Here is a 23,084-nt window from a genome sequence, read left to right on the forward strand (position 1 = left end):
GCGGGCGCCTTTCTGGTTTGATTGAATGCTTACAGCAGATCGTACTGCTTGAGTTTCTTGCGCAACGTGCCGCGGTTCAGTCCGAGCAGCTCGCTGGCCTTGGTCTGGTTGCCCTTGACGTAGTTCATCACGCTTTCGAGCAGGGGAGCCTCGACTTCGGAGAGCACCAGGTTGTACACGTCCGTGACGGACGCGCCCTCAAGGTGGGCGAAATAATTGTGCAGCGCCTTCTCGACACTCCCGCGAAGGGTCTGGCCTTCTTCGCTCGGGGTATTGAGGTGCTGTTTCAAATTCACGTTGTCGCTCACGGGTGTTGTTCCACTCACTAAAGTCTCGGTCATCATCGTCATGCGGCCACCCCTTCTCCGTCCCCTGTCAGGCTCTTGTAACGTTCGGCGAAGAACTCCCGAACGTTGGCGCATTGTGTTTCCGTACCATCCAAACGATTGAAGTGGGCGCGAAATTCCCTGGCGCCCGGCAAGGTTGCGAGATACCAGCCCACATGCTTGCGGGCAATTCGCACACCCATCACGTCCCCATAGAAGGCGTGAAGGGCGGCCAGATGCTCAAGCAGAATGCGTTCCACCTCGATCAGCTCCGGCGCCGGCAGTTTTTCGCCGGTACGCAGGAAGTGTTCGATCTCGCGAAAAATCCATGGCCGCCCCTGGGCGGCCCGGCCGATCAACAGGCCATCGGCACCGGTCGCGTCGAGCACGTAGCGGGCCTTTTCCGGCGATACGATGTCGCCGTTGGCAAAGACCGGAATCGACACCGCCTGCTTGATTGCGGCAATCGTGTCGTATTCGGCTTCGCCGGTGTACAGGTCGGCGCGGGTACGGCCATGCACCGCCAGCGCCGTGATCCCGGCCTGCTCGGCGATCTTCGCCACGGTCAGGCCGTTCTTGTTGTCGCGATCCCATCCGGTGCGGATCTTCAGGGTCACCGGCACATCAACTGCCGCCACGACGGCGTTCAGGATCTCGGTAACCAGTGCCTCATCCTTCAACAACGCGGAGCCGGCGGCCTTGTTGCAGACCTTCTTCGCCGGGCAACCCATGTTGATATCAATAATCTGTGCGCCCAGTTCGACGTTGGCCCGGGCCGCATCCGCCAGCATCTGCGCATCGCCACCGGCGATCTGCACCGAGCGTGGCTCGGGATCGCCTTCGTGGATCATGCGCATGCGCGACTTGCGGGTGTTCCACAGGCTCATGTCACTGGTGACCATTTCCGAGACTACAAGCCCTGCGCCCAGACGCTTGCACAGCTGACGAAAGGGCTGGTCGGTGACACCCGCCATCGGGGCGAGGATCAAGCCGTTCTGCAATGTATATGGGCCGATGCGTACCGCCGACATAGGACTTCCCTGAAGTGGGGCCGGATCATGAGAGTTCGAAAAAGGGTTGGCATGATACCCGCTCTCGATGACTGGATAAAGGCTGAATTGAACAAAATCTGAACAGTTATTCTGTTATTACCGCCGGTTTGGTCGTGCGCTGAGCAGTCAGAAAACTGCCGTCAATCCGGGAGCGATGAAGCGTTTCACTCGGGCGAGTGGAAACTCAGGCTGTAGTTCACGGCTTTCGGGCCTGGATCGAGGATGTCCAGGGCGATGTGGATCGGCGTCTGCGGCGGCATTTCCGCCATGCCTTCGAGGTCGCCGTTGAGGTATTCGCCGGGTTTGAAGCGACGACTGGCGATCAGGTGACCGTTGAGGTCGGCGAAGCGCAGCTCCAGCAGCGGAAACGGCTGCGAGAACGGCGCGCGGTTATAAATGATCGCGTCCACCACCAGCGCACCGCTGAATTCCGGGTGGCTGCGCACCACCAGATTGCTGCTCTTGATCTTGGCGATATCGACCTTGGACGGCACCGTGCAGCCGACTTGCGGGCACAGTTGCTGGAACCATGGCCGGTATTGATCCTGGCGGGCCAGTTCATCGAAGTGATAGGTGATGTATTGTCCGCCCAGGCCGGCAGCGGCGAGTACGATCAGCAACAGCCAGAGCAGGCGACGGCCCCAGGGCGAGCGGCGTTTCTGCCAGTCCAGTTGCAGCGGATCGTCGGTCAGGTCCTGCAAGGCTTCGGCGCGAACACTGGATTCGACGCGTTCGCGTTTTTTGCGCGGTGCTTCGATCAGTGGCAGTTCGTCGTCGACGTCGTCGCTGGCCGACAGGCGTTCGCGGCGGGCGTTCGGGTCGATCGGATCGTGCAGGCGCAGTTGCGGGATCGGCGGTTCATCGTCGAGATCCACCGGCTCCAGCGACAGCGAAGGTTCAGTGCGCTCCGGTTTGATCGGCTCGGGCTCGATGGCTTCGGGTTCATCTTCGACTTCGGGTGCGCGCTCATCTGCCGGTTCGCTGAACAGGCTGTCCGGCCACGTCGTGTCTTCCGGTTCGTGGCTGTCGCGGCGAGCGCTCAGGGCGTCTTCGCGTGGGCGGCCGAACTCGGTGGTCGGCTGGATTTCCCGTTGTTCGAGGCGGGCCAGTTCTTCGTCCAGATCCAGGCTGTCCAGATCCAGCTCGGCGGCGCTCCATTGCTTCTGGCTGATGGCGCGCGGCTCGGGCGTTTCGACGATGGCCGGTGGCTCGACAGGCGCCGGCTCGCTGATCGGTGGCGGCTCGCTGATCAACGGCGCCACCGGCGTGACCGCTTCCTTGCCTGCGTGTTGCTCCAGCAATTGCTTGGCGGCATTGAACACTTGCAGGCAGGAGCCGCAACGAACCACCCCGCGGGCCACGCTCAACTGAGCGTGGCTGACACGGAAACTGGTTTGGCAATGCGGGCACTGGGTGACGAAGCTGTCGGTCATGCGGCGATCCGGATTGAGCAGGCGGTCATTCTAGCGCCGACGGCCGGTGATGCGCACCCAGCCATCGCGATTGGCGATCGGGTCGAGATCGAAGTCCTGCGCGTAAGCGGCGGCGACTTCGTCACCTTGTTCGGCAAGAATCCCGGACAGTGCCAGACGCCCGCCGGACTTGACCAGGCTGGACAGTTGCGGCGCCAGGGAAACCAGCGGGCCGGCCAGAATGTTGGCCACCAGTACGTCGGCTTTGACCTGCGGCAAGTCTTCCGGCAGGTACAGCGGGAACAGTTCGTCGGCGATGTTGTTGCGTCCGGCGTTGTCGCGGGAGGCTTCGAGTGCCTGCACGTCGATGTCGGTGCCCACGGCTTCTTTCGCGCCGAGCAGCAGGGCGGCAATCGCCAGAATCCCCGAGCCGCAGCCGAAATCCAGCACGTTGCAGTCTTTCAGGTCCTGGCCGTCCAGCCATTCCAGGCACAGGGCGGTGGTCGGGTGGGTGCCGGTGCCGAACGCCAGGCCCGGGTCCAGCAGCAGGTTGACCGCGTCCGGCTCCGGTGCGGCGTGCCAGCTCGGCACGATCCACAGGCGCTGGCCGAAGCGCATCGGCTGGAAACCGTCCATCCAGCTGCGTTCCCAGTCCTGGTCTTCGATCACTTCGCTGTGGTGCTCGGGCAGCGGGCTGCCGGTCAGCAGTTCCAGATGGGCCAGTACCGGGGCGGCTTCGGTGCCGCCCTCGAACAGGGCCAGCAGGTGGGTGTGCGCCCACAGCGGGGTGGTATTGAGTTCCGGTTCGAAGATCGGCTGATCTTCGGCGTCCATGAAGGTCACCGAAACGGCGCCCACTTCAAGGAAAGCGTCTTCGTAGGTTTCGGCTTGTTCCGGGCTGATGGCGAGTCTTACTTGCAGCCAAGGCATGGCGGGCACCTGTGAAAAAGATTGATTGCAGCCTAGCGGCCTGCGAGAAGCGCGCAAGTTTACGCGAGCGCGACGGTTTTGTGGGAGCGGGGAATGTGTGAGCAGATGAAACCTTCGGAAACAACAAAGCCGCCCGAAGGCGGCCTTGTCAGGTGCGGGCTGAAGCTTAGTGCTTCTCGCCAGCCAGCTTGTGCTCGAGGTAGTGAATGTTCACGCCCCCTTTGCAGAAGCCTTCGTCACGGGTCAGATCACGGTGCAGCGGGATGTTGGTCTTGATCCCGTCGACCACGATTTCGTCCAGGGCATTGCGCATGCGGGCCATGGCCTCGTCGCGGGTCGCGCCGTAAGTGATCAGCTTGCCGATCAGCGAGTCGTAGTTCGGCGGAACGGCATAACCGCTGTACAGGTGCGAATCGACGCGAACGCCGTTGCCGCCTGGCGCGTGGAAATGCTTGACCGTACCCGGGCTCGGCATGAAGGTTTTCGGGTCTTCGGCGTTGATCCGGCATTCCAGCGAGTGACCGCGGATGACCACATCATCCTGGGTATACGACAGCTTGTTGCCAGCGGCGATGCTGAGCATCTCCTTGACGATGTCGATACCGGTGACCATTTCCGAAACCGGGTGCTCCACCTGAACACGGGTGTTCATTTCGATGAAGTAGAAACGACCGTTCTCGTACAGGAACTCGAAGGTGCCGGCGCCACGGTAGCCGATGTCGATGCACGCCTTGACGCAGCGAGCCAGGACTTCCTTGCGCGCGTTCTCGTCGATGCCCGGTGCCGGCGCTTCTTCGAGAACCTTCTGGTGACGGCGTTGCAGCGAGCAATCGCGGTCGCCCAGATGGATGGCGTTGCCCTGGCCGTCGGACAGAACCTGCACTTCGACGTGGCGCGGGTTGGTCAGGAATTTTTCCAGATAGACCATCGGGTTGCCGAACGCCGCGCCAGCTTCGGAGCGGGTCAGTTTCGCCGAGGCGATCAGGTCTTCTTCCTTGTGCACCACACGCATGCCGCGACCACCACCGCCGCCGGCGGCCTTGATGATCACCGGGTAGCCGACTTCACGACCGATGCGCAGTGCCGTTTCCTCGTCTTCCGGCAGCGGGCCGTCGGAACCTGGAACGGTTGGCACGCCCGCTTCGATCATCGCGTGCTTGGCCGATACCTTGTCGCCCATCAGGCGAATGGTGTCGGCTTTCGGGCCGATGAAGGCGAAGCCGGAGTTCTCGACCTGCTCGGCGAAATCAGCGTTTTCCGCGAGGAAACCGTAGCCTGGGTGAATGGCGGTAGCGCCAGTCACTTCAGCGGCAGCGATGATGGCCGGGATGTGCAGGTAGGACTGAGCGGCAGAAGCCGGGCCGATGCAGACGGATTCGTCTGCCAGACCCAGGTGCATCAGCTCTTTGTCGGCCTTGGAGTAAACGGCGACGGTCTTGATGCCCATCTCTTTGCAGGCACGCAGAATCCGCAGGGCGATCTCACCGCGGTTAGCGATCAGAACTTTTTCCAACTTCGCAGTCATCAAAGGCTCTCCGCAGTTCAAACGATGGTGAACAGCGGTTGGTCGTACTCAACCGGCTGGCCGTCTTCGACGAGGATGGACTCGATCACACCGCTGGTTTCAGCTTCGATGTGGTTCATCATCTTCATGGCTTCGACGATGCACAGGGTGTCGCCTTTCTTCACGGTCTGGCCGACTTCAACGAAGGACGGCGAGGTTGGCGAAGATTTGCGATAGAAGGTGCCGACCATCGGCGAACGGGCAACGGTGCCGTTCAGCGCTGGAGCAGCAGCGGCAGCCGGAGCTGCTGCAGCAGCAACCGGAGCGGCAGCGGCGGCAGGTGCAGCGGCCGGAGCCTGCATCGGAGCCGGTGCGTAATACTGCTGCGCCGGGGTCTTGCTGTGACGGCTGATGCGTACGGACTCTTCGCCTTCCTTGATCTCGAGCTCGTCGATGCCGGACTCTTCCAGCAATTCGATCAGTTTCTTAACTTTACGGATATCCATGAATCATCAACTCCCAAGGGTCGGTCAGGGGCGTATAGCTTGTTGTTCAAGCTGCTCTAGTGCAGCCTCCAGGGCCAGTCGATAACCGCTGGCGCCAAGGCCGCAGATCACTCCTACCGCTACGTCGGAGAAGTAAGAGTGATGGCGGAAAGGTTCGCGTTTGTGCACGTTGGACAAATGCACTTCGATGAATGGGATGCTCACTCCCAGCAGCGCGTCACGTAATGCGACACTTGTGTGTGTAAATGCTGCCGGGTTGATCAGAATGAAGTCCACGCCCTCGCCGCGTGCGGCGTGGATGCGGTCGATCAATTCGTACTCGGCGTTGCTTTGCAGATACAGCAGATGATGGCCGGCTTCACGGGCGCGGCGTTCCAGATCCTGATTGATCTGCGCCAGGGTGGTCGACCCGTAGGTCCCGGGTTCCCGGGTGCCGAGCAGGTTCAGGTTGGGGCCGTGCAGCACCAGTAGCGTTGCCATCTGCGTGTTCCTTGTTATGGGTGAGCCTTCGTCAGAACCCGGCGACTATGCCGCAAAGACTTTGTGACTGTCCAGTTCTCTGCAATAGCCAGCACGATGTCCGATGTTTGCGCAAAATATGTGACTGACTGATTAAATCCGGTCATTCGCTTTGGCGACACGTTCGGCGAAGTCGCTGGCGTTGATCTCGCCGATCACCCGCACATCGCGACGTTCCACCCCGTCCTTGCCGAAGAACATCAGCGCCGGTGGGCCAAACAGGCTGTAGCGGTCGAGCAGGGTGCGCTGTTCGGCGTTGCTCGCAGTGATATCGAAGCGGATCAGCCGATAGCCCTTGAGCCGATCGACGACTGTCGCGTCATTGAGCACTTCGTGTTCGATGACTTTGCAGCTGATGCACCAGTCGGCGTACCAGTCGAGCAGCAACGGGGTGCCGGCGGTTTTCGCTTCGAGCAGCACCCGATCCAGTTCCGCCGGGGTGCTGACGGTCTGCCACGAGCCGCTGTTTTGCGCGGTCGAGCCGCTGTCGGCAAGGCGTGCCGGGGCTATCGGATTCAACGGATCGGTCTGCCCGCTGAACGCGCCGTACCAGCAGGCCAGCGCATAAAACAGCAGGAACATGCCGAGCAACTGGCCGAGCCGTTTGCGCGGCGGTTTGTAGACGAATTCCAGGGCACCGAGGAACAGGCCAACGCCACCAGCCAGCAAGCCGATCAGCAGCAAGGTGATCTGCCCCGGCAACACGCGGCTGAGCAGGCCGATGGCCAGCCCGAGCAGCAACACGCCGATGCCATTCTTCACGTACATCATCCACGGCCCGCTTTTCGGCAGCCACGCCGCGCCGCCGGTAGCCACCAGCAACAGCGGCGCGCCCATGCCCAAGCCGAGCATGAACAGCTTCAAACCGCCGCCCAGCGCATCGCCACTGGCGCTTATATAAAGCAGCGCGCCGGCCAGCGGTGCGGAAACACACGGCGATACCAGCAGACTCGACACCACGCCCAATACCGCCGCGCCCCACAGCGAACCGCCTTCGGTACGGCCGGCGATCCGGTCGAGGCGGCTGCTGATGAAGTGCGGCAGTTTCAACTCGAATACGCCGAACATCGCCAGCGCGAACACCGCAAAGAACATCGCGAACGGCACCAGCACCCACGCCGATTGCAGCCGCGCCTGCAAATTCAGTTGCGCACCGAACAGCCCCATCAAGGCCCCGAGCAGCGCAAAGCACGCCGCCATCGGCAGCACATAAGCGAGGGACAGATTGAAGCCACGCAAACCGCCGACCTGCCCGCGCAACACCACGCCGGACAGGATCGGCAGCATCGGCAATACGCAAGGTGTGAAGGTCAGCCCCAGGCCCGCCAGGAAGAACAGCGCCAGATCACGCCAGTCCCAACCCGTCACCGGAGCGGACGCGTCACGTGCCGCTGCGTTGCCCTCGATGCTCAGGCGTTCGGTTTCCGGTGGGTAGCACAAACCCTTGTCGGCACAGCCCTGATAGGTGACGGCCAACGTAAACGCCCGGGAATCATTGCGCGGCAGCTCCACATCGAGAATGCCGTGGTAGACCTCGACGTCGCCGAAATACTCGTCGTGTTTCTGTTCGCCTTGGGGCAGTTGTGCGGCGCCAAGTTTTACCTCGGCAGGCTCGGCACGAAACTGGAAGCGATGGCGGTAGAGGTAATAGCCTTCGGTGGCGACGAAGCGCAGTTTGACCGATTGCGGCGTGCTCTCGACCAGGCTCAGTTGAAAGGCTTCGCGCACCGGCAGGAAATCGGCGCTGTTGTTGACCGAGCCCAGCGTGGCGCTGGGTTTGCTGTCGAACAGACCGGCGGCGCCGGCCGGCAGGGCGAAGACGAAAAACAGCAGGCAGAGCAGACGGCGCATGACAATCTCGCGAATCAAAGGTGCGGGAATGATAGCGGACTTGGCCCTGCGCTGTGTGTCACACGCGGAACGCCTGCACGGCGGTGTGCAGCTGACCGCCCAGTAACAGCAGGTTCTCGCCTTGCTCGCGGCCCTGGCCGATACGCAGCAGATTGTCCCCGCCCAACTGGTGAATCCGTTCGCTGTGATCGCGGATTTCGCTGACCGCGCCGCTCTGTTGCGCGGTGATGTCGGCGATGCGGATCGCGGTGTCGGAGATGGTCTGGATCGCGCCGACAATCTTGTCCAGTGCACCGTCCGCCGATTGCGCCTGATTGGCCGTGGCCTCGGCATGTTCGACCTGCGCGCGCATGCCCTCGACCGATTGCCGGGCGGCGGTTTGCAGGCCGGCGATCAGGGTCTGGATTTCGGCGGTGGCGCCGGCGGTGCGTTGTGCCAGCGAGCGCACTTCTTCGGCCACCACGGCAAAACCACGGCCCATTTCCCCGGCGCGGGCGGCTTCGATCGCCGCGTTGAGCGCCAGCAGGTTGGTCTGGTCGGCAATCGAGCGGATCACCGTCAGCACGCCGCCGATGGTTGCCGACTCTTCGGCCAGGTGTTCGATCATCTGTGCGTTGCCTTGCACTTCGCCGACCAGCGCGTGCAAGCCGGTGAGGCTCTGGCCGATCACTTGTTGCCCGTGTTCGACGGCCAGTCCGGCATGGCGACTGGCGTCGGCAGCTTGACGCGCATCGCCGGCCACTTGCTGGATGGTCGCTTCCAGTTCGCCGAGGGAATCACGGATCAGCGCGGTATCGCCGGCCTGATGTTCGGCACCGCTGTGCAAGTCATTGCTCAGCTCGGCGAGGGTGCGACTGCTGCCTGCCACTTGCTCGGCATTGCCGCGAATCGTCCCGACCAGATCCACCAGATAGGCGCGCAGACGATTGAGCGAGGCTTCGATGTCGTGCAGTTCGCGGTTGGTCTTGCCCAGATGAATGTCGCGGCTGAAATCGCCTTCGGCCCAGGTCGACAGCGCCGGGGCGAGGCTGGTCAGGGTGCGGGCCAGGCGCCGCTGCAGAGTGTCGATCAGCAGCGCGATCAGCAGAATCAGGCCGATCATCACGCCTTGCATCAGCCGCACTTCGCCCTGGATCTGCCCGTGCTGGGCGCGCACTACCGGCTCGAGACCGGCGATGGCCTGCTGCACGGCGGCGATTTTCTGGTGGGTCGCGGTGCTCAGGTCGGTGCGTTTCTGGATCTGATCGCGGGTGCGCGCCAGCTCCGCCGGGTAACGCCCTACCAAACTGTTGAGTTCGCGTTTGAGGCCGACGCCGGCGTCTTCGGCAGCGGCTTTTTCCGTGCTTTCGATGCCCATCATGGCGGCGAAATCATCGCTGCCGGATTCGCTGCTGGCGACCACGCCGAGCAAGGGCAGGGCGTCGATCGTCTGGGCCTGGGCGCGGATGTTGCTGACTTCGCGCTCGACATCGGCGGCCAGTTCACTGCGTCCGCTGCTGACCAGTTTGTCCCGGGCCAGCGACAGCTTGCCCAGATGTTGAGAGGCGACCAGCAGGGGCGTGAGGTAAGTCGCGTTGCCGCCGGCGTAGGTGCTGAGTTGATCAAGGCTGGCGCTCAATTCGCGCTCGGCCTGCAACAGCAGCGCTTGTGGATCGCCGGCCAGTTTGCCGGCGGCCAGCAGGTCGGTCTTGCTGAATTCATCGAGACCGGTGAGGCTCGGGCGCAAGGTGTCGGCCAGCGCGGGCGGCAACTCGCCGAGTTCTTTCTGCAACTGATCGATGGCCTGGCTGGCGCTGCTCAGGCGCAGGGCGTCGCCGCTGGCGAGGTAATCCTCGACATTGCGTGCCACGTCATTCTGAAATGTCTGCGACAGCCCCAGGTAACGCTCCATCAACAGATACGGGCGCTCCAGGGCTTTCTGCGACCACCACAGCGTGGCGCCGAGGGCCACGCAGACGGCGACCAGCAACAGAGTATTGAGATTGGTGAGCAACTTCAGGCGCATGACGGCTACCAACGGCAGAATGGTAAGTGCCTGAATTTATTGCGGTTCTGTTACAAGGTTATGACCGATTGGGTCGAATCCGATGAAAAAGTGGCACTTTGCTTTGAGTCGCGCGCGGTCTGCACCCGGTTGCGTCCTTCGCCCTTGGCGCGGTACAGCGCCTCGTCGGCCTGGCTGGCCATCATCAGGCTGTCGGAATCGTCGTGCATCTCCACCACGCCGGCGCTGAACGTGCACCACAGATCCTGCGGCTGAGCCGGATAGTGAATCTCGGCAAAGCGCTGGCGGATTTCGTCGAGCACTTTGTGCGCGGCTTCTATATCGGTGTCGGGCATGACGATGGCGAATTCCTCGCCGCCGTAACGGCCGATGAAGTCGGTCTTGCGCAGACGCTGCTTGAGAAACAGCGCCAAGCTCTTGATCACCCGATCGCCCATGGGATGGCCGTGGCTGTCGTTGACCCGCTTGAAGTGGTCGATGTCGAGCATGGCAAAGCTCAGCGGCTTGTTCTCGCGGCGGGCGCGGAACGAGCAGTCTTCGAGCAATTGCAGAATGTGCGTGTGGTTGTACAGGCCGGTGAGGCTGTCGCGGACCATCCGTGCCTTCAAGTTGCGCGCGCGGGCGGCGCGGTTGCGCACAGTGGTGATCAGATGACGCGGCTTGATCGGCTTGGTCAGGAAGTCGTCGCCACCTTCGCTCATGGCGTCGAGCTGTTTGTCCAGATCGTCCTCGGCCGACAGATAAATGATCGGCACGCTGACATAGCGGTCGTTGTGGCGGATGACCTTGGCCAGCTCGGTGCCGGTGCAGGCCGGCATGTACATGTCGAGGATGATCAGGTCCGGCTGGAAGTCCGCCAGCTCGGCCATGGCCTGAATCGGTTCGATCAGGGTGCGAGTGACGATCCCGGCGCTGTTGAGCAGGCGTTCGGTGTGCAGGGCCTGAGCGCGGGAGTCGTCGATGATCAGCACTTTATAGGGTTCGTACTGGGCGACGCAGGTCAGGACTTCGATCTTCTCCAGCAGGCTCGAGGCTTCGAGGGTGCCAGTGAGGAATTCCTGGCCACCAGCGCGTACCGCCGCGAGGCGGGTCGGGGTGTCGGTTTCGTGCAGGCTGAAGAACAGCAGCGGCAGCGGTTCTTCCAGACCTTGCTGGGCTTCGGCGGCGAGTTTCAGGCCGACGCCGGCACCGCTGAAATCCACGTCCATGACGATCGCGGCCGGCAGGCGCTCGACCATCGAGGAGCGAAACGCCGACACGCTGTCCAGCGCCTGGGCGCTCAGACCAAAAAACTCCAGCTGCTTGGCCAGCCGCTCGGCGCGGTCGTGATCCTGCAGCATCACGTAGATCGGTTTGCGCAGGGGCGGCAGGAAGGTCTGATCGAGCTGATCGCCATGGCGCAGGCCGGTGCGCGACAAGCGCTGCATCAGACGGTTGAGATCGGTGATCAGGCCGCTGCTCAGGCGCCCGCGATTGGCGTCCACCGCTTCCAGCGACTGGCTGATGTGGCGGGCCAGCTGCGTGTGTTCGGGCTGTTCGAAACGCTCGGCAAAACGCAGCAGGCGCAGATTGGCCTCGCTCAGTTCGGCGAGATCGGCAGTGGACCACTCACTGCGTTGCAGGCGCTGCCATATCTCAAGAATCTGACGTGCCTGATGAATTACCCGCTGGGCAAAGTGGTGCTTGAGGCGCTCACGGCTGGGGTCTTCTGGCTCGGTCATATCCTGACTACTAGTTAGGGTGCATGCTGAGATCGACTGGTGGCTCTATGCTAGCACCTCTTTTCCCTTACATGAGTGTCGTACGTCAATAATCTGCGGTACGACATCATTCAGTTTCTGACTGCCGGGTTTCAATTTGAACCTGATCGTCGGGGAAGTCCCCATCTATCGGGCATTTGCCGATCTGAATGCCGGTGAATTTATCGGAGGATGAGAAAGGTGGGGCGGGGTGTTTGTGCTGTCGCGTTGCGGGTATCGGCATCGAACTGATGGTGATTCGGATATCGGGGAATCCCTTAGGGCGGTCTGTCCGGGCCTCGTGTCGGGTGGCGAGACAACGCCTGTCAATATTGACGGGTGCCCGGTCGAGGCACGTTGTTGTATGGTTGTGGTCGAACCGTTGAACCCAAGATTGAAAGGATATCGCCATGCTGGACTGGAAGAACCGCGCGGGCAGCGCGCCTGAACGTGCCGCCGAGCCCAAGTCGGCCGCCCGCAGCTATGTCGGCGGGCTGTTGTTCAGCCGGGCGCTGGCCACGCTGGTCGCCATTTACCTGTTGGTGACCATCGGCCTGGGCTGGTACTGGAGCCAGGAGCCGGCGCTGTTTCCCGTGGCGCAGAACGCTCAGGTTGCCGCCGAGAAGGAAGGCAAGCAGATGGTGGTCGGCTACACCACCGTCGAAACCCTGAAAACCGTTGCCGGCACGTTGCTCGACAAGCCGGGCGGCTACATTTCCAACGACCGTTTCCCGCCGGGCCTGTGGATGGACAATATGCCGAGCTGGGAATACGGCGTGCTGGTGCAGGTGCGCGACCTGACCCGTGCCCTGCGCAAGGACTTCGCCCGCTCGCAGTCGCAATCGGCTGAAGACGCCGACCTGGCCAAGGCCGAGCCGCGCTTCAACTTCGACAACAAGAGCTGGATCCTGCCGTCCAGCGAATCGGAATATCAGGAAGGCATCAATTCCCTGAGCCGTTATCAGGCGCGCCTGTCCGACCCGACCCAGAAAAACGCGCTGTTCTACGCCCGCGCCGACAACCTGAACAACTGGCTGGGCGATGTCGGCACCCGTCTCGGTTCGCTGTCGCAACGCCTGTCGGCCAGCGTTGGCCGGGTCAAGCTCAACACCGCGCTGAAAACCGAAGTGCCGGCGGTGGGTGAAGTGCCGCAGGTCGACGAGGAAGTCGTCGAGACTCCGTGGATGCAGATCGACAACGTGTTCTACGAAGCCCGCGGCCAGGCCTGGGCGCTGTCGCACCTGCTGCGCGCAATCGAGGTCGATTTCGCCGACGTGCTGGCGAAGAAGAACGCGACCGTCAGCGTGCGTCAGATCATTCGTGAGCTGGAGGCGTCTCAGGAGCCGATCTGGAGCCCGATGATCCTCAATGGCAGCGGTTTCGGTGTGCTGGCCAACCACTCGCTGGTCATGGCCAACTATATTTCCCGGGCCAACGCCGCCGTGATCGATTTGCGTCAACTGCTCAATCAGGGCTGAGTCATGGACGAGAGCGCCAAAGAGGCGGCCCACCGCGCCGCCTCGGATGCCGAACAGATCGCCTGGGTCGACGAGCAGGACAACCTGCTCGGCGCCCTGGTGCGCTCCGACCTGCGCGAGCGCGGGCTGATCGGCCGTGGCACCTACATCATGCTGTTCAACTCCGCCGGTGAACTCTGCGTCCATCGGCGTACGTTGAGCAAAGCCATCTATCCCGGTTACTGGGACGTGGCGGCAGGCGGCATGGTGCAGGCGAACGAGACCTACGCCGAGTCGGCGGCCCGTGAACTGGAGGAAGAGTTGGGAGTGAGCGGCGTCGAGCTGACGGCCCACGACCATTTCTACTTCGAGGACACTGGCAATCGCCTCTGGTGTTCGGCGTTTTCGGCAGTGTGGGACGGGCCGCTGATCCTGCAGCCCGAAGAAGTGCTCGAAGCGCGCTTCATTCCGGTCGAGCAGGTCATGCTGGAAATCCAGCAAAAGCCTTATTGCCCGGACTCTCTGGCCGCGTTGAAACGCTATCTGAAGGCTCAGCAAAGCGACGTCGCAAAGAACACATAAATTGGCGCCGATTGGCACTTAGCAATCGGCGTTTTTGCCGTTACACTGCGCGACCTTTTCAAGCTGTGCCGGCCTGCTTACAGGATCAATCGGCACAGTAGCGCTGCCCCTGCCTGAGTGGGGCTTCGCGGTCGATAGCCTTGCCCAAGGCTGCGATCAGTCTTTGTCCTCCCGAGAGGATTGCCGGTGGCCAAAAAAGCCGCATCCTTCGCCGCCTTGGGCGGCCTGGTATTTTCCACCGACGCAGGTCGTCATTGCCCGGAATGCAGCAAGCCGGTGGACGCCTGTATCTGCAAGCAAACCGTGATCCCGGCCGGCGACGGCATTGCCCGCGTGCGCCGCGAGAGCAAGGGCCGTGGCGGCAAGACGGTGACCACCATCACCGGCGTGCCCCTGGCCGAAGACGCGCTCAAGGAGCTGGCGACAACGTTGAAGAAACGTTGCGGCACCGGCGGTGCGTTGAAAGACGGGATCATCGAGATTCAGGGCGACCATGTCGAGCTGCTCCTGGCCGAGTTGGTCAAGCACGGTTTCAAGGCGAAGAAGTCCGGCGGCTAGCAGCCTCTGTGAAACCCACCGGCGGCTTGATTCAGCTCCAGAGTTCCTGGGCCTGACGTCGTTTCCATGGTTTTCACAGAGCCTGTTCATGACCGGTTTCTAAACTCAACGCTGTCAGCGCGGTCTACCGCCCCGCTGACGAACCGTCATTTTCATTCTTTAGACTGCGCCGGCCTGAGATCAGGCGACGCACTATGACTTCTTTATAGGGGACTTCGATGTCCGTACGACGCACACGCAAAGACGATGGCAGCCAATGGACAGTTGCGGACAGCCGCAGTGTTTACGGGATTCGCCATTGGGGGGCCGGGTATTTCGCGATCAATGACGCCGGTCGCGTCGAAGTTCGTCCGAACGGCCCGAGCAGCTCGCCTATCGATCTGTTCGAACAAGTCGACCAGTTGCGCAAGAGTGGCTTGTCCCTGCCGCTGCTGGTGCGTTTCCCCGACATTCTGCAAGACCGCGTCCGTCAGCTGACCGGCGCTTTCGATGCGAACATCGAGCGTCTGGAATACCAGAGCAAATACACCGCGCTGTACCCGATCAAGGTCAACCAGCAGGAAGCGGTGATCGAGAACATCATCGCCACCCAGAACGTTTCCATCGGTCTGGAAGCCGGCTCCAAGCCTGAGCTGCTGGCGGTGCTGGCGCTGGCGCCGAAGGGCGGCACCATCGTCTGCAACGGTTACAAGGACCGCGAATTCATCCGTCTGGCGCTGATGGGCCAGAAGCTCGGTCACAACGTGTTCATCGTGATCGAGAAAGAATCCGAAGTCGGTCTGGTGATCGAAGAAGCCGCCTCGCTGAAGGTCAAGCCGCAGGTCGGCCTGCGCGTGCGTCTGTCGTCGCTGGCATCGTCGAAGTGGGCGGACACCGGTGGTGAGAAATCCAAGTTCGGCCTGTCGGCGGCGCAACTGCTGTCCGTGGTCGAGCGCTTCCGCGCGGCGGGCCTGGATCAGGGCATCCGCCTGCTGCACTTCCATATGGGTTCGCAGATCGCCAACCTCGCTGACTACCAGCACGGCTTCAAGGAAGCGATCCGTTACTACGGCGAGCTGCGCAACCTCGGTCTGCCGGTCGATCACATCGACGTCGGTGGTGGCCTGGGCGTCGACTACGACGGTACCCACTCGCGCAACGCCAGTTCGATCAACTACGACATGGACGACTACGCCGGTGTCGTGGTCGGAATGCTCAAGGAGTTCTGCGACGCGCAGGCCTTGCCGCATCCGCACATCTTCTCCGAAAGCGGCCGCTCGCTGACTGCGCACCACGCGATGCTGGTGGTGCAGGTGACCGACGTCGAGAAGCACAACGACGACGTGCCGCAGATCGAGAACAAGGAAGCACTGCCGGAAACCGTGCAGTGGCTGGTTGACCTGCTCGGCCCGACCGACATCGAAATGGTCACCGAAACCTACTGGCGCGCCACCCACTACATGAGCGACGTGGCCGCCCAGTACGCCGACGGCAAACTGACCCTGGCCGAGAAAGCCCTGGCCGAACAATGCTACTTCGCGGTGTGCCGTCGCCTGCACAACTCGCTGAAAGCGCGTCAGCGTTCGCACCGTCAGGTGCTGGACGAACTCAACGACAAGCTGGCCGACAAGTACATTTGCAACTTCTCGGTGTTCCAGAGCCTGCCGGACACCTGGGCGATCGATCAGGTCCTGCCGATCATCCCGCTGCACCGTCTCGACGAAGAGCCGCTGCGTCGTGCAGTTCTGCAAGACCTGACCTGCGACTCCGACGGCAAGATCAACCAGTACGTCGACGAGCAGAGCATCGAGACCAGCCTGCCGGTGCATGCGCTGAACGAAGGTGAAGACTACCTGCTGGGCGTGTTCCTGGTCGGCGCCTATCAGGAAATCCTCGGCGACATGCACAACCTGTTCGGTGACACCGACTCGGTGAACATCTACCAGAACGCCGACGGCAGCGTGTACCACGCCGGCATTGAAACCCACGACACCATCGAAGACATGCTGCGCTACGTGCACCTGTCGCCGGAAGAGCTGATGACCCACTACCGCGACAAGTGCGCCAGTGCCCGCATCAGCGCCAGCGAGCGCACCCAGTTCCTCGATGCATTGCGCCTGGGTCTGACCCGCTCCTCCTACCTGTCTTCCTGAGGCCAGGTTCCGCTTTCATCGGGTTGTCTGAAATTGTTCCGCTCACCGCGGACGTTTCAGACAACCAGGTGAGACGCTTCTTTTTCTCTTCGCGAAACGGCTTGCTTCCAGGCGAGCAAAGTGACGTCGTCTGCTTTTCGCGTAGGTCATTTCCGAATTTGTAGTTCGGCCCTCTACTCGGCCATGGGTCTCGGCGAGAATCCCCGCCCGCCCCCCTGTAGAGAATCCCCCCATGTTCGATCCAGCCGACGAGCCGTCGTTTCGTCTCGATGTAGCGGGCCTGTCCGACTCGCTTGAAGTCCTGGCATTCACGGGTTGCGAAGCCATCAGCGAGCCTTTTTCATTCGAGATCGACGTGCTGGTCGATGATCCGCACCTGGACCTTGCCGGCCTGATGTACCGTTCGGCGCGCCTGTGTTTCGGGCCTTGCGGCAATGGTGTTCACGGGCAGTTGCACAGTCTTGTCCAGCATGAACAGGGGCGCGGTGCCCGGTTGTTTCGGGCGCGACTCGGGCCTCGGTTGAGCTGCCTGGGCCTGCGTTACAGCCAGCGCATCTTCAGTGATCTTTCGATACCGCAGATTCTTGATCAGGTGCTCAGGGAGCACGGCATCAGTGGCAACGGGCGCCGGTTTGATTTGCAGGACGCCTATCCGCCCCGCACGTTCTGCACCCAGTACGGCGAGTCGGATCTGGAGTTGGTGCAGCGGTTGTGCGGCCAGGCACGCATTCACTATCACTTCGAACATGGGGTCAGGGGGCATTGCCTGGTGTTCGGGGATGACCCGGCTCGACTGCCACGCGCCGGGAGCCTGCGATGCGAGGGCGAGGATTTGAGCCGCTGGCAACTGGGCGAACATGCCCGCCTGCATGCAGCAGGCTCGCGGCGGACACGCACGGCGCAGGGGCATTCCCACTCGCCAACCCTGCGCAGTGGTCACTGGCTGACGATTTCCGGCCAGCCCCTGGCAGACGCGAATGCGCACTGGCTGGTGAGCCGAATCGAGCATCGGGCCGATCAGTCGCTCGAGCCGCCCTACAGCAACCGGATCTTTACCGCTGACCAGTTGCCGATGTCCCGATCATCCGTTGAATACCGGGGTGCGCGCATGTGCAGCCCACAACGCGCGTGGGTGGTCTCGGTCGAGGAGGCGCAACCGGATGCCGTGCGGCCGGTGGCCGTTCAGTTCGACTGGCTCTATCAGGGAGAGGGGGCCCGCCCCAGCCACTGCTGGCTGCCGCTGGCTCCGGCGTTGGCCGATACGCCGATGGCATCATTGAAGGACGGGGTGGAGGTGGTGGTGAGCTTTCTGGAAGGTGACCCAGAGCAGCCCGTGATCAGCGGCGTCTTGCAGGTTCCGTCACTCACCGAAGCCATTGGGGATGATGCACCGTCAGCACTGCCCGAGCATCTGGCGAGCGCGGGCCTGCCTCAATGGCTGAAAGCGGCCGAGCCGTTATTGTTGTTGTGCCTGATACCGGGAGGCGGCAGTTATCGGCATTGCGCGGCGTCACTGTGCAGCTGTCGATTGGTCGCCGGGCTCAAAACGAGCGACGGAAGATGAGCGTCGCGGCCCCCGGACAGCGCGCTCAATGGTTGTTGCTGGATATCGCACAGGCACCACAGGCCGTGCAGACGTTACGCCAGGGATTTGCCGGTGTGCACAGCCTGAAGCTGTTTGACGGTACGGAGTTCCAGCCGGTCAGTGAACAAGGCCCGTGGCTGATCGACCTGCATGACAGCCCGGCGCTGTCGGCGCTTTGCCACGCCGACCCGCAGACCTGGCAAGGCCTGCTGCTGGGCAGCGAGGCCTCGGCACAGGTATTGCGCGAACACTTGCAGCGGATGCTGACCGTGTCCGTCGGCCTCAATCATCGGGCACTGCTCAATTTCTACAATCGCCAGACCGCCAGCTACTTTTTCGATGCCTGCGATGCCCGGCAATTGAGCTGCTGGCTCGGGCCGATCGGGTGGCTGCGCTGGTTCGGCGGGACCTGGGCCGATCTGGCCGGTGGCAGTCAGGGCTGGCAGCAACTGCGCAATCCGGGGCTGGCCGTGGAGTCGCTGCGGATCGAGCAAAGCCTGACCCGTCGCCAGCGCGAACGCCTGCACCGCTGCCTGCTGGATCAGCATGTCTGGCGCTGGAGTCAGGCGACAGGGAACGACTATCGGCTGATGTCTTCCTTTCAGGAGCAAGGCCTGGAACTGGGGTTCAGCGAGCAGGCGCTGCTGGACGATTGGCTGTGGCTGCGTTTGCAGCATCCGCGTGCCGAACTGACACCGCTGCCGCAAGGATTGACCCCACGGGAGCGGCTTGAGCTGTTGCGTCGGCGTTGGCTGAACGACCCGTCGTGAGGCGCCGCTTCAGTGAGCGGCACCGTTGAACCAGCCATCGGTGCGACGCAGCCACCACGCCAGCCCTCCGAGCGTCAGGCTGCGCAGCACCATGAACAGCAGGAATGAAATCCACAGGCCGTGATTGCCCAGACCTTGCAGCGCCCAGGCGACCGGCAGCAGCAGGATCACGGTCGCCAGCATGCCGTTGCGCATTTCCCGGGCGCGGGTGGCACCGATGAACAGGCCGTCGAGCAAGTAGCTCCAGACCGCGATCAACGGCAGGACGGCCAGATAGGGCAGGTAGATGAAGGCGGTGTCGCGCACGCTTTGGATGTCGGTCTGCATTTCGATGAACAAGTGGCCGGCCAACAGAAACAGCGCGGCAAAGCCCAGGCTGGCCAGCAACGACCAGCCACCGGCAACCACCAGCGAGCGGCGCAGGGCCAGACGATCACGGGCGCCGATGGCGTGGCCGCACAGGGCTTCGACGGCGTGGGCCAGACCGTCCAGCGCGTGAGCGGTCAGCAGCAGGCCGTTGAGCAGCAGCGCGTTGGCTGCGACCGTGGCATCGCCGAGTCGCGCGCCCTGCACGGTGATCAGGAAAAACACCGATTGCAGGGCCAGGCTGCGGATGAAAATGTCACGGTTGACGGCCAGCAGCGGGCGCCAGCTCTGCCAGACTTTCAGGGCGGCCCAGGCGATGTGACCGGGATAGGCGCGCAATGCCTTGCGAGTCATCCACAGGCCGAGCAGGGCGCCGCTCCATTCGGCGATCACCGATGCCCGGGCCGAACCGACCACGCCCCAGTCCAGACCCATCACGAACCACAGGTTGAGCACGATGTTGATCAGGTTGGTGTTCAACAGAATCGCCAGCGGCGCCCGGGCGTTCTGAGTGCCGAGGAACCAGCCGACCAGCGCATAACTGGCCAGCGCCGCCGGCAGCCCGAACAGCCGGGTGTGGAAGAAGTCGCGGGTCAGTTGACCCAGCTCCGCCGACGGTTGCATGAAGTGCAGCGCGACGCCGCTCAGCGGTACGCCCAGGGTTCCGAGCAGCAGCGCCAGCCCCATCGCCAGCAGCAGGCCCTGAAGCAGAATCTGTCGCAAGGCCGCACCGTCGCTGCGACCGGCCGCCTGCGCGGCGAAACCGGTGGTGCCCATGCGCAGAAAACCCATGGCCCAGGCCAGAAAGGTGTACAGGCTGGCGCCTACCGCCACCGCGCCCAGTTGATGGGCGTGGGGCAGGTGACCGATGACGGTGCTGTCGACCAGCGCCACCAGCGGCACGGAAATGTTGGAGAGGATCATGGGGGCGGCGAGGGCCCAGACCCGGCGATGGGTCGGGCGGTCGCGCCAGTCGGCGATCAGGTTGGACATGCGGGCTCCTTGGGGAGCGGCATTGTAGCGGGAGGTGTCAGTGAATGATCCAGCTCAGCAGCCACAATCCCAGCAGCAACCAGATGATCCCGGCAATGATCGAGGCATTCATGAACGCGCGGATTGCCGACCACAGCAGCATCAGGCCGACGATCAGCGCGATGATGCTGATGATCGACGTGTCCATGCCCAGCGCCTTCGACAGCCCGTCGACAAAGTTGCCGCCGGCGTTGCCGAGCAGATTGAACAGGCCGCTGAGGCCATCGACGATGAAGCGGATGATCGAGCCGAGCGCCTGGCCCAGCCATTCGAAAAAGCTTTCTACCTGCATGTCTGTTTCCTGATGAAAGAGCTGAGCCTTGGGCCGCAGCGGGTGCGGTCGAGTTCCCTGCAAGCATAGAGGGTTTTAACGGGCGACTGGCGCTTGCCTTCGCTGGGCATCCCCCCGAAGCTATACGCCTTCAGGAGAGCCCGATGAACCTTGTTGAACTGACCGAACGCCTGCACGCCATTCGCGACCGTAATGACTGGCGGCAATTTCACAGCCCGAAAAACCTGGCGATGGCCGCCAGCGTGGAAATGTCCGAACTGGTGGAAATCTTCCAGTGGCTGACCGAAGACCAGTCCCGCCAATTGCCGGCGGACAAACTCGCCCACGCCGGGCAGGAAGTCGGCGACATCGTTCTGTATCTGTTGCTGCTGTGCAGCGAACTGGGGCTGGACATGAATGAAGTGGTGCGCAGCAAGCTCGCCGACAGCGAACGGCGGTTCAGCTGATGAGCGACCGTCATTTCGATCAGTTGGCGACCCGTTTCGCCGAAAAAATCTACGGCGGTGCCAAAGGCGCGATCCGCCTCGCGGTGCTGCAGGCCGACCTTGCCGAAGCCTTGCCGGATCGTCCGTTGCGGGTGCTGGACATCGGTGGCGGCCTGGGCCACATGTCGCTGTGGCTGGCCGAGCGCGGGCACCAGGTGACCTTCACCGAGCCGGCCGAGCCGATGCTCGAAGGCGCACGCCAGCGATTTGCCGAAGCCGGGCAAGCCGCGACATTCATTCAGGCGCCCTGGCAGGAACTGCTCGGCCAGCTCACCGAACCCTACGACCTGGTGCTGTGCCATGCGGTGCTTGAATGGCTGGCCGAACCCCACGCGATCCTGCCGGTGCTGCATCAGTTGACCAAACCCGGCGGTTGGCTGTCGCTGGCGTTCTACAACCGCGATGCACTGATTTACCGGAACCTGCTCAAAGGCCATTTCAAGAAAATGCGCAAGAACGACATGGCCGGTGAAAAACAGAGCCTGACCCCGCAGCAGCCACTCGATCCACGGGAACTGGCAACGCAACTCGCCGGGTTGTGGCAGGTCGAAACCCAGAGCGGGGTGCGGGTTTTCCACGATTACATGCCGGTGGAATTCCAGGCCCGCGCCGAATTGATTGATTTGCTCGAGATGGAGCTCGCCCACCGTCGTCACCCAAGCTTCGCCGGGCTTGGGCGCTACTTGCACTGGATCTGCCGGCCGATCTGATCGGAGCGAGAAATGAAAGGTCATTCAGGGTTACTGCTGATCTGTCTGGGGTTGGCCGCCTGCCAGGGCAGCAACCCTTACGTGGCGCAGTCGCGACCGTTGCCGCCGGCACCACCGCAAGCGGCGACCACCTTCGACCGCAGCGCTTATCCCGCGCCGCCTCGTGACTACGGGCGCTACCGCAGCTGGGCGTGGCTCAACGGTCAGCTGCCGCCGGGCACGGCCTGGGCGGATTCGGCGCAAGTGGCCGAAGCCGTGAGCAGTGCTCTGGACCAGCGCGGATTGCGCCCGCTGCATGACAATCGTCCGGCTGATCTGCTGGTCAGTGCCAACCTGAGCCTGGAAACCCGCCTGCGTCAGGTGCAGGACGATTACGGTTACTACGGCGGCGGCTATGGTGGTTATGACCGTTACGGCCGCGGATACGGGATGTACAACACGGTGCCGATCGTTCGTACCTACCAGGAACAGGTCGTGGTGGTGCGGGTCGATCTGTTCGACGCCGGCAGTGGCCAGCCGGTCTGGAGCGCCAGCGCCGAAACCCGCACCCAGGGCAAACAAGGTGATCGCACCGATGCGATTCGCGAGGCTGTCGAAAAGGCCATGTCGGCGTATCCTCCCAGTTAGCTTCCTGCAATTGAAAAGCTCCCTCAGGTTCATGTCTTCCACCGGAGAAAAACCATGTTCCGCCGTCTCGCTTTACTGGCCGTGGCCGCACTGCTCAGTGCCTGCGCCGCCAACCAGGTCAATCATGATTTCGACGCCAGCCGCGACTTTGCAGCCTATCGCAGCTGGAGCTGGAAAGACCCCGCCCTGCAATACCGCCCCGACGATCCACGGATCAAGAGCGATCTGACCGAACAGCGCATCCGTCAGGCCGTTGCCGACCAACTGGATCAGCGTGGCCTGCGCCCGGCCGCTTCGGGTGCCCGAGGCGATCTGTTTGTGCAGACCTACCTGATCGTCGAGGACCGGCAGCAACAGGTGACCACCAACTACGGCGGCGGTTGGGGTGGCCCGTGGAACGGTTATTGGGGTGCGCCGATGTACAACGAAACCCGCAACATTACCTACAAGGTGGCGACCATCCAGGTCGATCTGCTCGACGGCAAGGACGGCAAACTGGTGTGGCGCGGCAGCGACGAGCAGATGCTCAGCCGCACGCCGAACCCGGCGGATCGCAGCAATGCCATCCGCGAGACGGTGGCGCGGATCCTGTCGAATTATCCTCCGCGCTGAGCCTGTGCAAAAAAACGGGAGCCTATGGCTCC

The 23,084-nt window shown here is 62.6% G+C and carries 22 protein-coding genes; 10 read left to right on the forward strand and 12 right to left on the reverse strand.

Annotation, left to right across the window (positions count from 1 at the left end; genetic code table 11):
* Positions 1-29 precede the first annotated feature (29 nt).
* The 10 genes from fis to gcbA all read right to left on the reverse strand — a co-directional run bounded on the left by fis (position 30) and on the right by gcbA (position 11,826).
* A complete protein-coding gene (fis, locus tag AC0R79_RS04260; RefSeq protein ID WP_002555375.1) occupies positions 30-350 on the reverse strand; it encodes a DNA-binding transcriptional regulator Fis in 321 nt (106 codons plus the stop codon).
* Complete coding sequence (gene dusB, locus AC0R79_RS04265) at positions 347-1,357, reverse strand: tRNA dihydrouridine synthase DusB (protein ID WP_011332261.1); 1,011 nt, start codon at positions 1,355-1,357, stop codon at positions 347-349. Before dusB ends, fis begins: the two co-directional genes overlap by 4 nt.
* A gap of 185 nt (positions 1,358-1,542) precedes the next feature.
* On the reverse strand, positions 1,543-2,811 hold the full coding sequence (locus AC0R79_RS04270; RefSeq protein WP_474733354.1) for a DUF3426 domain-containing protein: 1,269 nt from the start codon (positions 2,809-2,811) through the stop codon (positions 1,543-1,545).
* Between the two features lie 30 nt (positions 2,812-2,841).
* Positions 2,842-3,720, reverse strand: coding sequence for a 50S ribosomal protein L11 methyltransferase (gene prmA / locus AC0R79_RS04275; protein ID WP_474733355.1), 879 nt, complete (start codon positions 3,718-3,720; stop codon positions 2,842-2,844).
* Between the two features lie 166 nt (positions 3,721-3,886).
* A complete protein-coding gene (gene accC, locus AC0R79_RS04280) occupies positions 3,887-5,245 on the reverse strand; it encodes an acetyl-CoA carboxylase biotin carboxylase subunit (RefSeq protein ID WP_007951024.1) in 1,359 nt (452 codons plus the stop codon).
* Positions 5,246-5,262: 17 nt separating this feature from the next.
* Entirely contained in the window at positions 5,263-5,730 is a 468-nt protein-coding gene (gene accB / locus AC0R79_RS04285) for an acetyl-CoA carboxylase biotin carboxyl carrier protein (RefSeq protein WP_007951023.1), read from the reverse strand.
* Positions 5,731-5,754: 24 nt separating this feature from the next.
* Positions 5,755-6,210, reverse strand: coding sequence for a type II 3-dehydroquinate dehydratase (gene aroQ, locus AC0R79_RS04290; protein ID WP_007951022.1), 456 nt, complete (start codon positions 6,208-6,210; stop codon positions 5,755-5,757).
* Between the two features lie 132 nt (positions 6,211-6,342).
* Complete coding sequence (locus tag AC0R79_RS04295; RefSeq protein WP_474733359.1) at positions 6,343-8,100, reverse strand: protein-disulfide reductase DsbD; 1,758 nt, start codon at positions 8,098-8,100, stop codon at positions 6,343-6,345.
* Positions 8,101-8,158: 58 nt separating this feature from the next.
* Positions 8,159-10,105 carry a methyl-accepting chemotaxis protein gene (locus AC0R79_RS04300; RefSeq protein ID WP_474733361.1) on the reverse strand — a complete coding sequence of 649 codons (1,947 nt, stop codon included), beginning with the start codon at positions 10,103-10,105 and terminating at the stop codon, positions 8,159-8,161.
* A 50-nt stretch (positions 10,106-10,155) separates the two neighbouring features.
* Positions 10,156-11,826, reverse strand: a complete 1,671-nt coding sequence (gcbA, locus tag AC0R79_RS04305; protein ID WP_085609200.1) for a diguanylate cyclase GcbA — start codon at positions 11,824-11,826, stop codon at positions 10,156-10,158.
* Between the two features lie 428 nt (positions 11,827-12,254).
* Here gcbA and AC0R79_RS04310 point away from each other — a divergent pair, with 428 nt between their 5' ends.
* The 6 genes from AC0R79_RS04310 to AC0R79_RS04335 all read left to right on the forward strand — a co-directional run bounded on the left by AC0R79_RS04310 (position 12,255) and on the right by AC0R79_RS04335 (position 18,928).
* Entirely contained in the window at positions 12,255-13,322 is a 1,068-nt protein-coding gene (locus AC0R79_RS04310; protein WP_039772049.1) for a DUF2333 family protein, read from the forward strand.
* A 3-nt stretch (positions 13,323-13,325) separates the two neighbouring features.
* The gene (locus AC0R79_RS04315) at positions 13,326-13,883 is read left to right on the forward strand and encodes an NUDIX hydrolase (protein ID WP_007951017.1); all 558 of its coding nucleotides are present in this window, start codon (positions 13,326-13,328) and stop codon (positions 13,881-13,883) included.
* Positions 13,884-14,069: 186 nt separating this feature from the next.
* Complete coding sequence (locus AC0R79_RS04320; RefSeq protein ID WP_007951016.1) at positions 14,070-14,441, forward strand: translation initiation factor Sui1; 372 nt, start codon at positions 14,070-14,072, stop codon at positions 14,439-14,441.
* Positions 14,442-14,659: 218 nt separating this feature from the next.
* Positions 14,660-16,573 (forward strand): arginine decarboxylase, encoded by a 1,914-nt coding sequence (speA, locus tag AC0R79_RS04325; protein WP_011332271.1) that lies wholly within the window; start codon positions 14,660-14,662, stop codon positions 16,571-16,573.
* A gap of 232 nt (positions 16,574-16,805) precedes the next feature.
* Positions 16,806-18,137, forward strand: coding sequence for a type VI secretion system Vgr family protein (locus AC0R79_RS04330; protein ID WP_127796804.1), 1,332 nt, complete (start codon positions 16,806-16,808; stop codon positions 18,135-18,137).
* Positions 18,134-18,928 carry a DUF4123 domain-containing protein gene (locus tag AC0R79_RS04335; RefSeq protein WP_127796805.1) on the forward strand — a complete coding sequence of 265 codons (795 nt, stop codon included), beginning with the start codon at positions 18,134-18,136 and terminating at the stop codon, positions 18,926-18,928. Before AC0R79_RS04330 ends, AC0R79_RS04335 begins: the two co-directional genes overlap by 4 nt.
* Positions 18,929-18,937: 9 nt before the next feature.
* Here the strand turns inward: AC0R79_RS04335 and AC0R79_RS04340 are convergent, their stop codons facing one another.
* Both AC0R79_RS04340 and AC0R79_RS04345 read right to left on the reverse strand, forming a co-directional pair.
* Entirely contained in the window at positions 18,938-20,287 is a 1,350-nt protein-coding gene (locus tag AC0R79_RS04340; protein WP_474733366.1) for an MATE family efflux transporter, read from the reverse strand.
* Between the two features lie 37 nt (positions 20,288-20,324).
* Complete coding sequence (locus AC0R79_RS04345; protein ID WP_007951010.1) at positions 20,325-20,618, reverse strand: hypothetical protein; 294 nt, start codon at positions 20,616-20,618, stop codon at positions 20,325-20,327.
* A 143-nt stretch (positions 20,619-20,761) separates the two neighbouring features.
* On the opposite strand from AC0R79_RS04345, the gene AC0R79_RS04350 reads away from it, so the two are divergent.
* From AC0R79_RS04350 to AC0R79_RS04365, 4 genes are read left to right on the forward strand one after another with little or no spacing between them, the layout of a single operon-like run.
* The gene (locus AC0R79_RS04350; protein ID WP_007951009.1) at positions 20,762-21,064 is read left to right on the forward strand and encodes a MazG-like family protein; all 303 of its coding nucleotides are present in this window, start codon (positions 20,762-20,764) and stop codon (positions 21,062-21,064) included.
* Positions 21,064-21,813: a methyltransferase gene (locus AC0R79_RS04355; protein ID WP_127796807.1), complete on the forward strand. Its 750-nt coding sequence runs from the start codon at positions 21,064-21,066 to the stop codon at positions 21,811-21,813. Before AC0R79_RS04350 ends, AC0R79_RS04355 begins: the two co-directional genes overlap by 1 nt.
* A 12-nt stretch (positions 21,814-21,825) precedes the next feature.
* Positions 21,826-22,440, forward strand: coding sequence for a DUF4136 domain-containing protein (locus AC0R79_RS04360; RefSeq protein ID WP_474733371.1), 615 nt, complete (start codon positions 21,826-21,828; stop codon positions 22,438-22,440).
* Between the two features lie 54 nt (positions 22,441-22,494).
* Entirely contained in the window at positions 22,495-23,052 is a 558-nt protein-coding gene (locus tag AC0R79_RS04365; RefSeq protein ID WP_007951006.1) for a DUF4136 domain-containing protein, read from the forward strand.
* Positions 23,053-23,084 lie beyond the last annotated feature (32 nt).

The organism is Pseudomonas sp. HD57-3, from assembly GCF_056113135.1.

Excerpts from the sequence above, each read along its gene's own strand:
- AC0R79_RS04355 (WP_127796807.1), top strand. The coding sequence starts at position 21,064 with ATGAGCGACCGTCATTTCGATCAGTTGGCGACCCGTTTCGCCGAAAAA.
- fis (WP_002555375.1), bottom strand. The coding sequence starts at position 350 with ATGACGATGATGACCGAGACTTTAGTGAGTGGAACAACACCCGTGAGC.
- AC0R79_RS04365 (WP_007951006.1), top strand. The coding sequence starts at position 22,495 with ATGTTCCGCCGTCTCGCTTTACTGGCCGTGGCCGCACTGCTCAGTGCC.
- accB (WP_007951023.1), bottom strand. The coding sequence starts at position 5,730 with ATGGATATCCGTAAAGTTAAGAAACTGATCGAATTGCTGGAAGAGTCC.
- AC0R79_RS04330 (WP_127796804.1), top strand. The coding sequence starts at position 16,806 with ATGTTCGATCCAGCCGACGAGCCGTCGTTTCGTCTCGATGTAGCGGGC.
- AC0R79_RS04335 (WP_127796805.1), top strand. The coding sequence starts at position 18,134 with ATGAGCGTCGCGGCCCCCGGACAGCGCGCTCAATGGTTGTTGCTGGAT.
- AC0R79_RS04360 (WP_474733371.1), top strand. The coding sequence starts at position 21,826 with ATGAAAGGTCATTCAGGGTTACTGCTGATCTGTCTGGGGTTGGCCGCC.
- aroQ (WP_007951022.1), bottom strand. The coding sequence starts at position 6,210 with ATGGCAACGCTACTGGTGCTGCACGGCCCCAACCTGAACCTGCTCGGC.
- accC (WP_007951024.1), bottom strand. The coding sequence starts at position 5,245 with ATGACTGCGAAGTTGGAAAAAGTTCTGATCGCTAACCGCGGTGAGATC.
- AC0R79_RS04300 (WP_474733361.1), bottom strand. The coding sequence starts at position 10,105 with ATGCGCCTGAAGTTGCTCACCAATCTCAATACTCTGTTGCTGGTCGCC.
- AC0R79_RS04315 (WP_007951017.1), top strand. The coding sequence starts at position 13,326 with ATGGACGAGAGCGCCAAAGAGGCGGCCCACCGCGCCGCCTCGGATGCC.
- gcbA (WP_085609200.1), bottom strand. The coding sequence starts at position 11,826 with ATGACCGAGCCAGAAGACCCCAGCCGTGAGCGCCTCAAGCACCACTTT.
- prmA (WP_474733355.1), bottom strand. The coding sequence starts at position 3,720 with ATGCCTTGGCTGCAAGTAAGACTCGCCATCAGCCCGGAACAAGCCGAA.
- AC0R79_RS04345 (WP_007951010.1), bottom strand. The coding sequence starts at position 20,618 with ATGCAGGTAGAAAGCTTTTTCGAATGGCTGGGCCAGGCGCTCGGCTCG.
- AC0R79_RS04270 (WP_474733354.1), bottom strand. The coding sequence starts at position 2,811 with ATGACCGACAGCTTCGTCACCCAGTGCCCGCATTGCCAAACCAGTTTC.
- AC0R79_RS04295 (WP_474733359.1), bottom strand. The coding sequence starts at position 8,100 with ATGCGCCGTCTGCTCTGCCTGCTGTTTTTCGTCTTCGCCCTGCCGGCC.
- speA (WP_011332271.1), top strand. The coding sequence starts at position 14,660 with ATGTCCGTACGACGCACACGCAAAGACGATGGCAGCCAATGGACAGTT.
- dusB (WP_011332261.1), bottom strand. The coding sequence starts at position 1,357 with ATGTCGGCGGTACGCATCGGCCCATATACATTGCAGAACGGCTTGATC.
- AC0R79_RS04340 (WP_474733366.1), bottom strand. The coding sequence starts at position 20,287 with ATGTCCAACCTGATCGCCGACTGGCGCGACCGCCCGACCCATCGCCGG.
- AC0R79_RS04310 (WP_039772049.1), top strand. The coding sequence starts at position 12,255 with ATGCTGGACTGGAAGAACCGCGCGGGCAGCGCGCCTGAACGTGCCGCC.
- AC0R79_RS04350 (WP_007951009.1), top strand. The coding sequence starts at position 20,762 with ATGAACCTTGTTGAACTGACCGAACGCCTGCACGCCATTCGCGACCGT.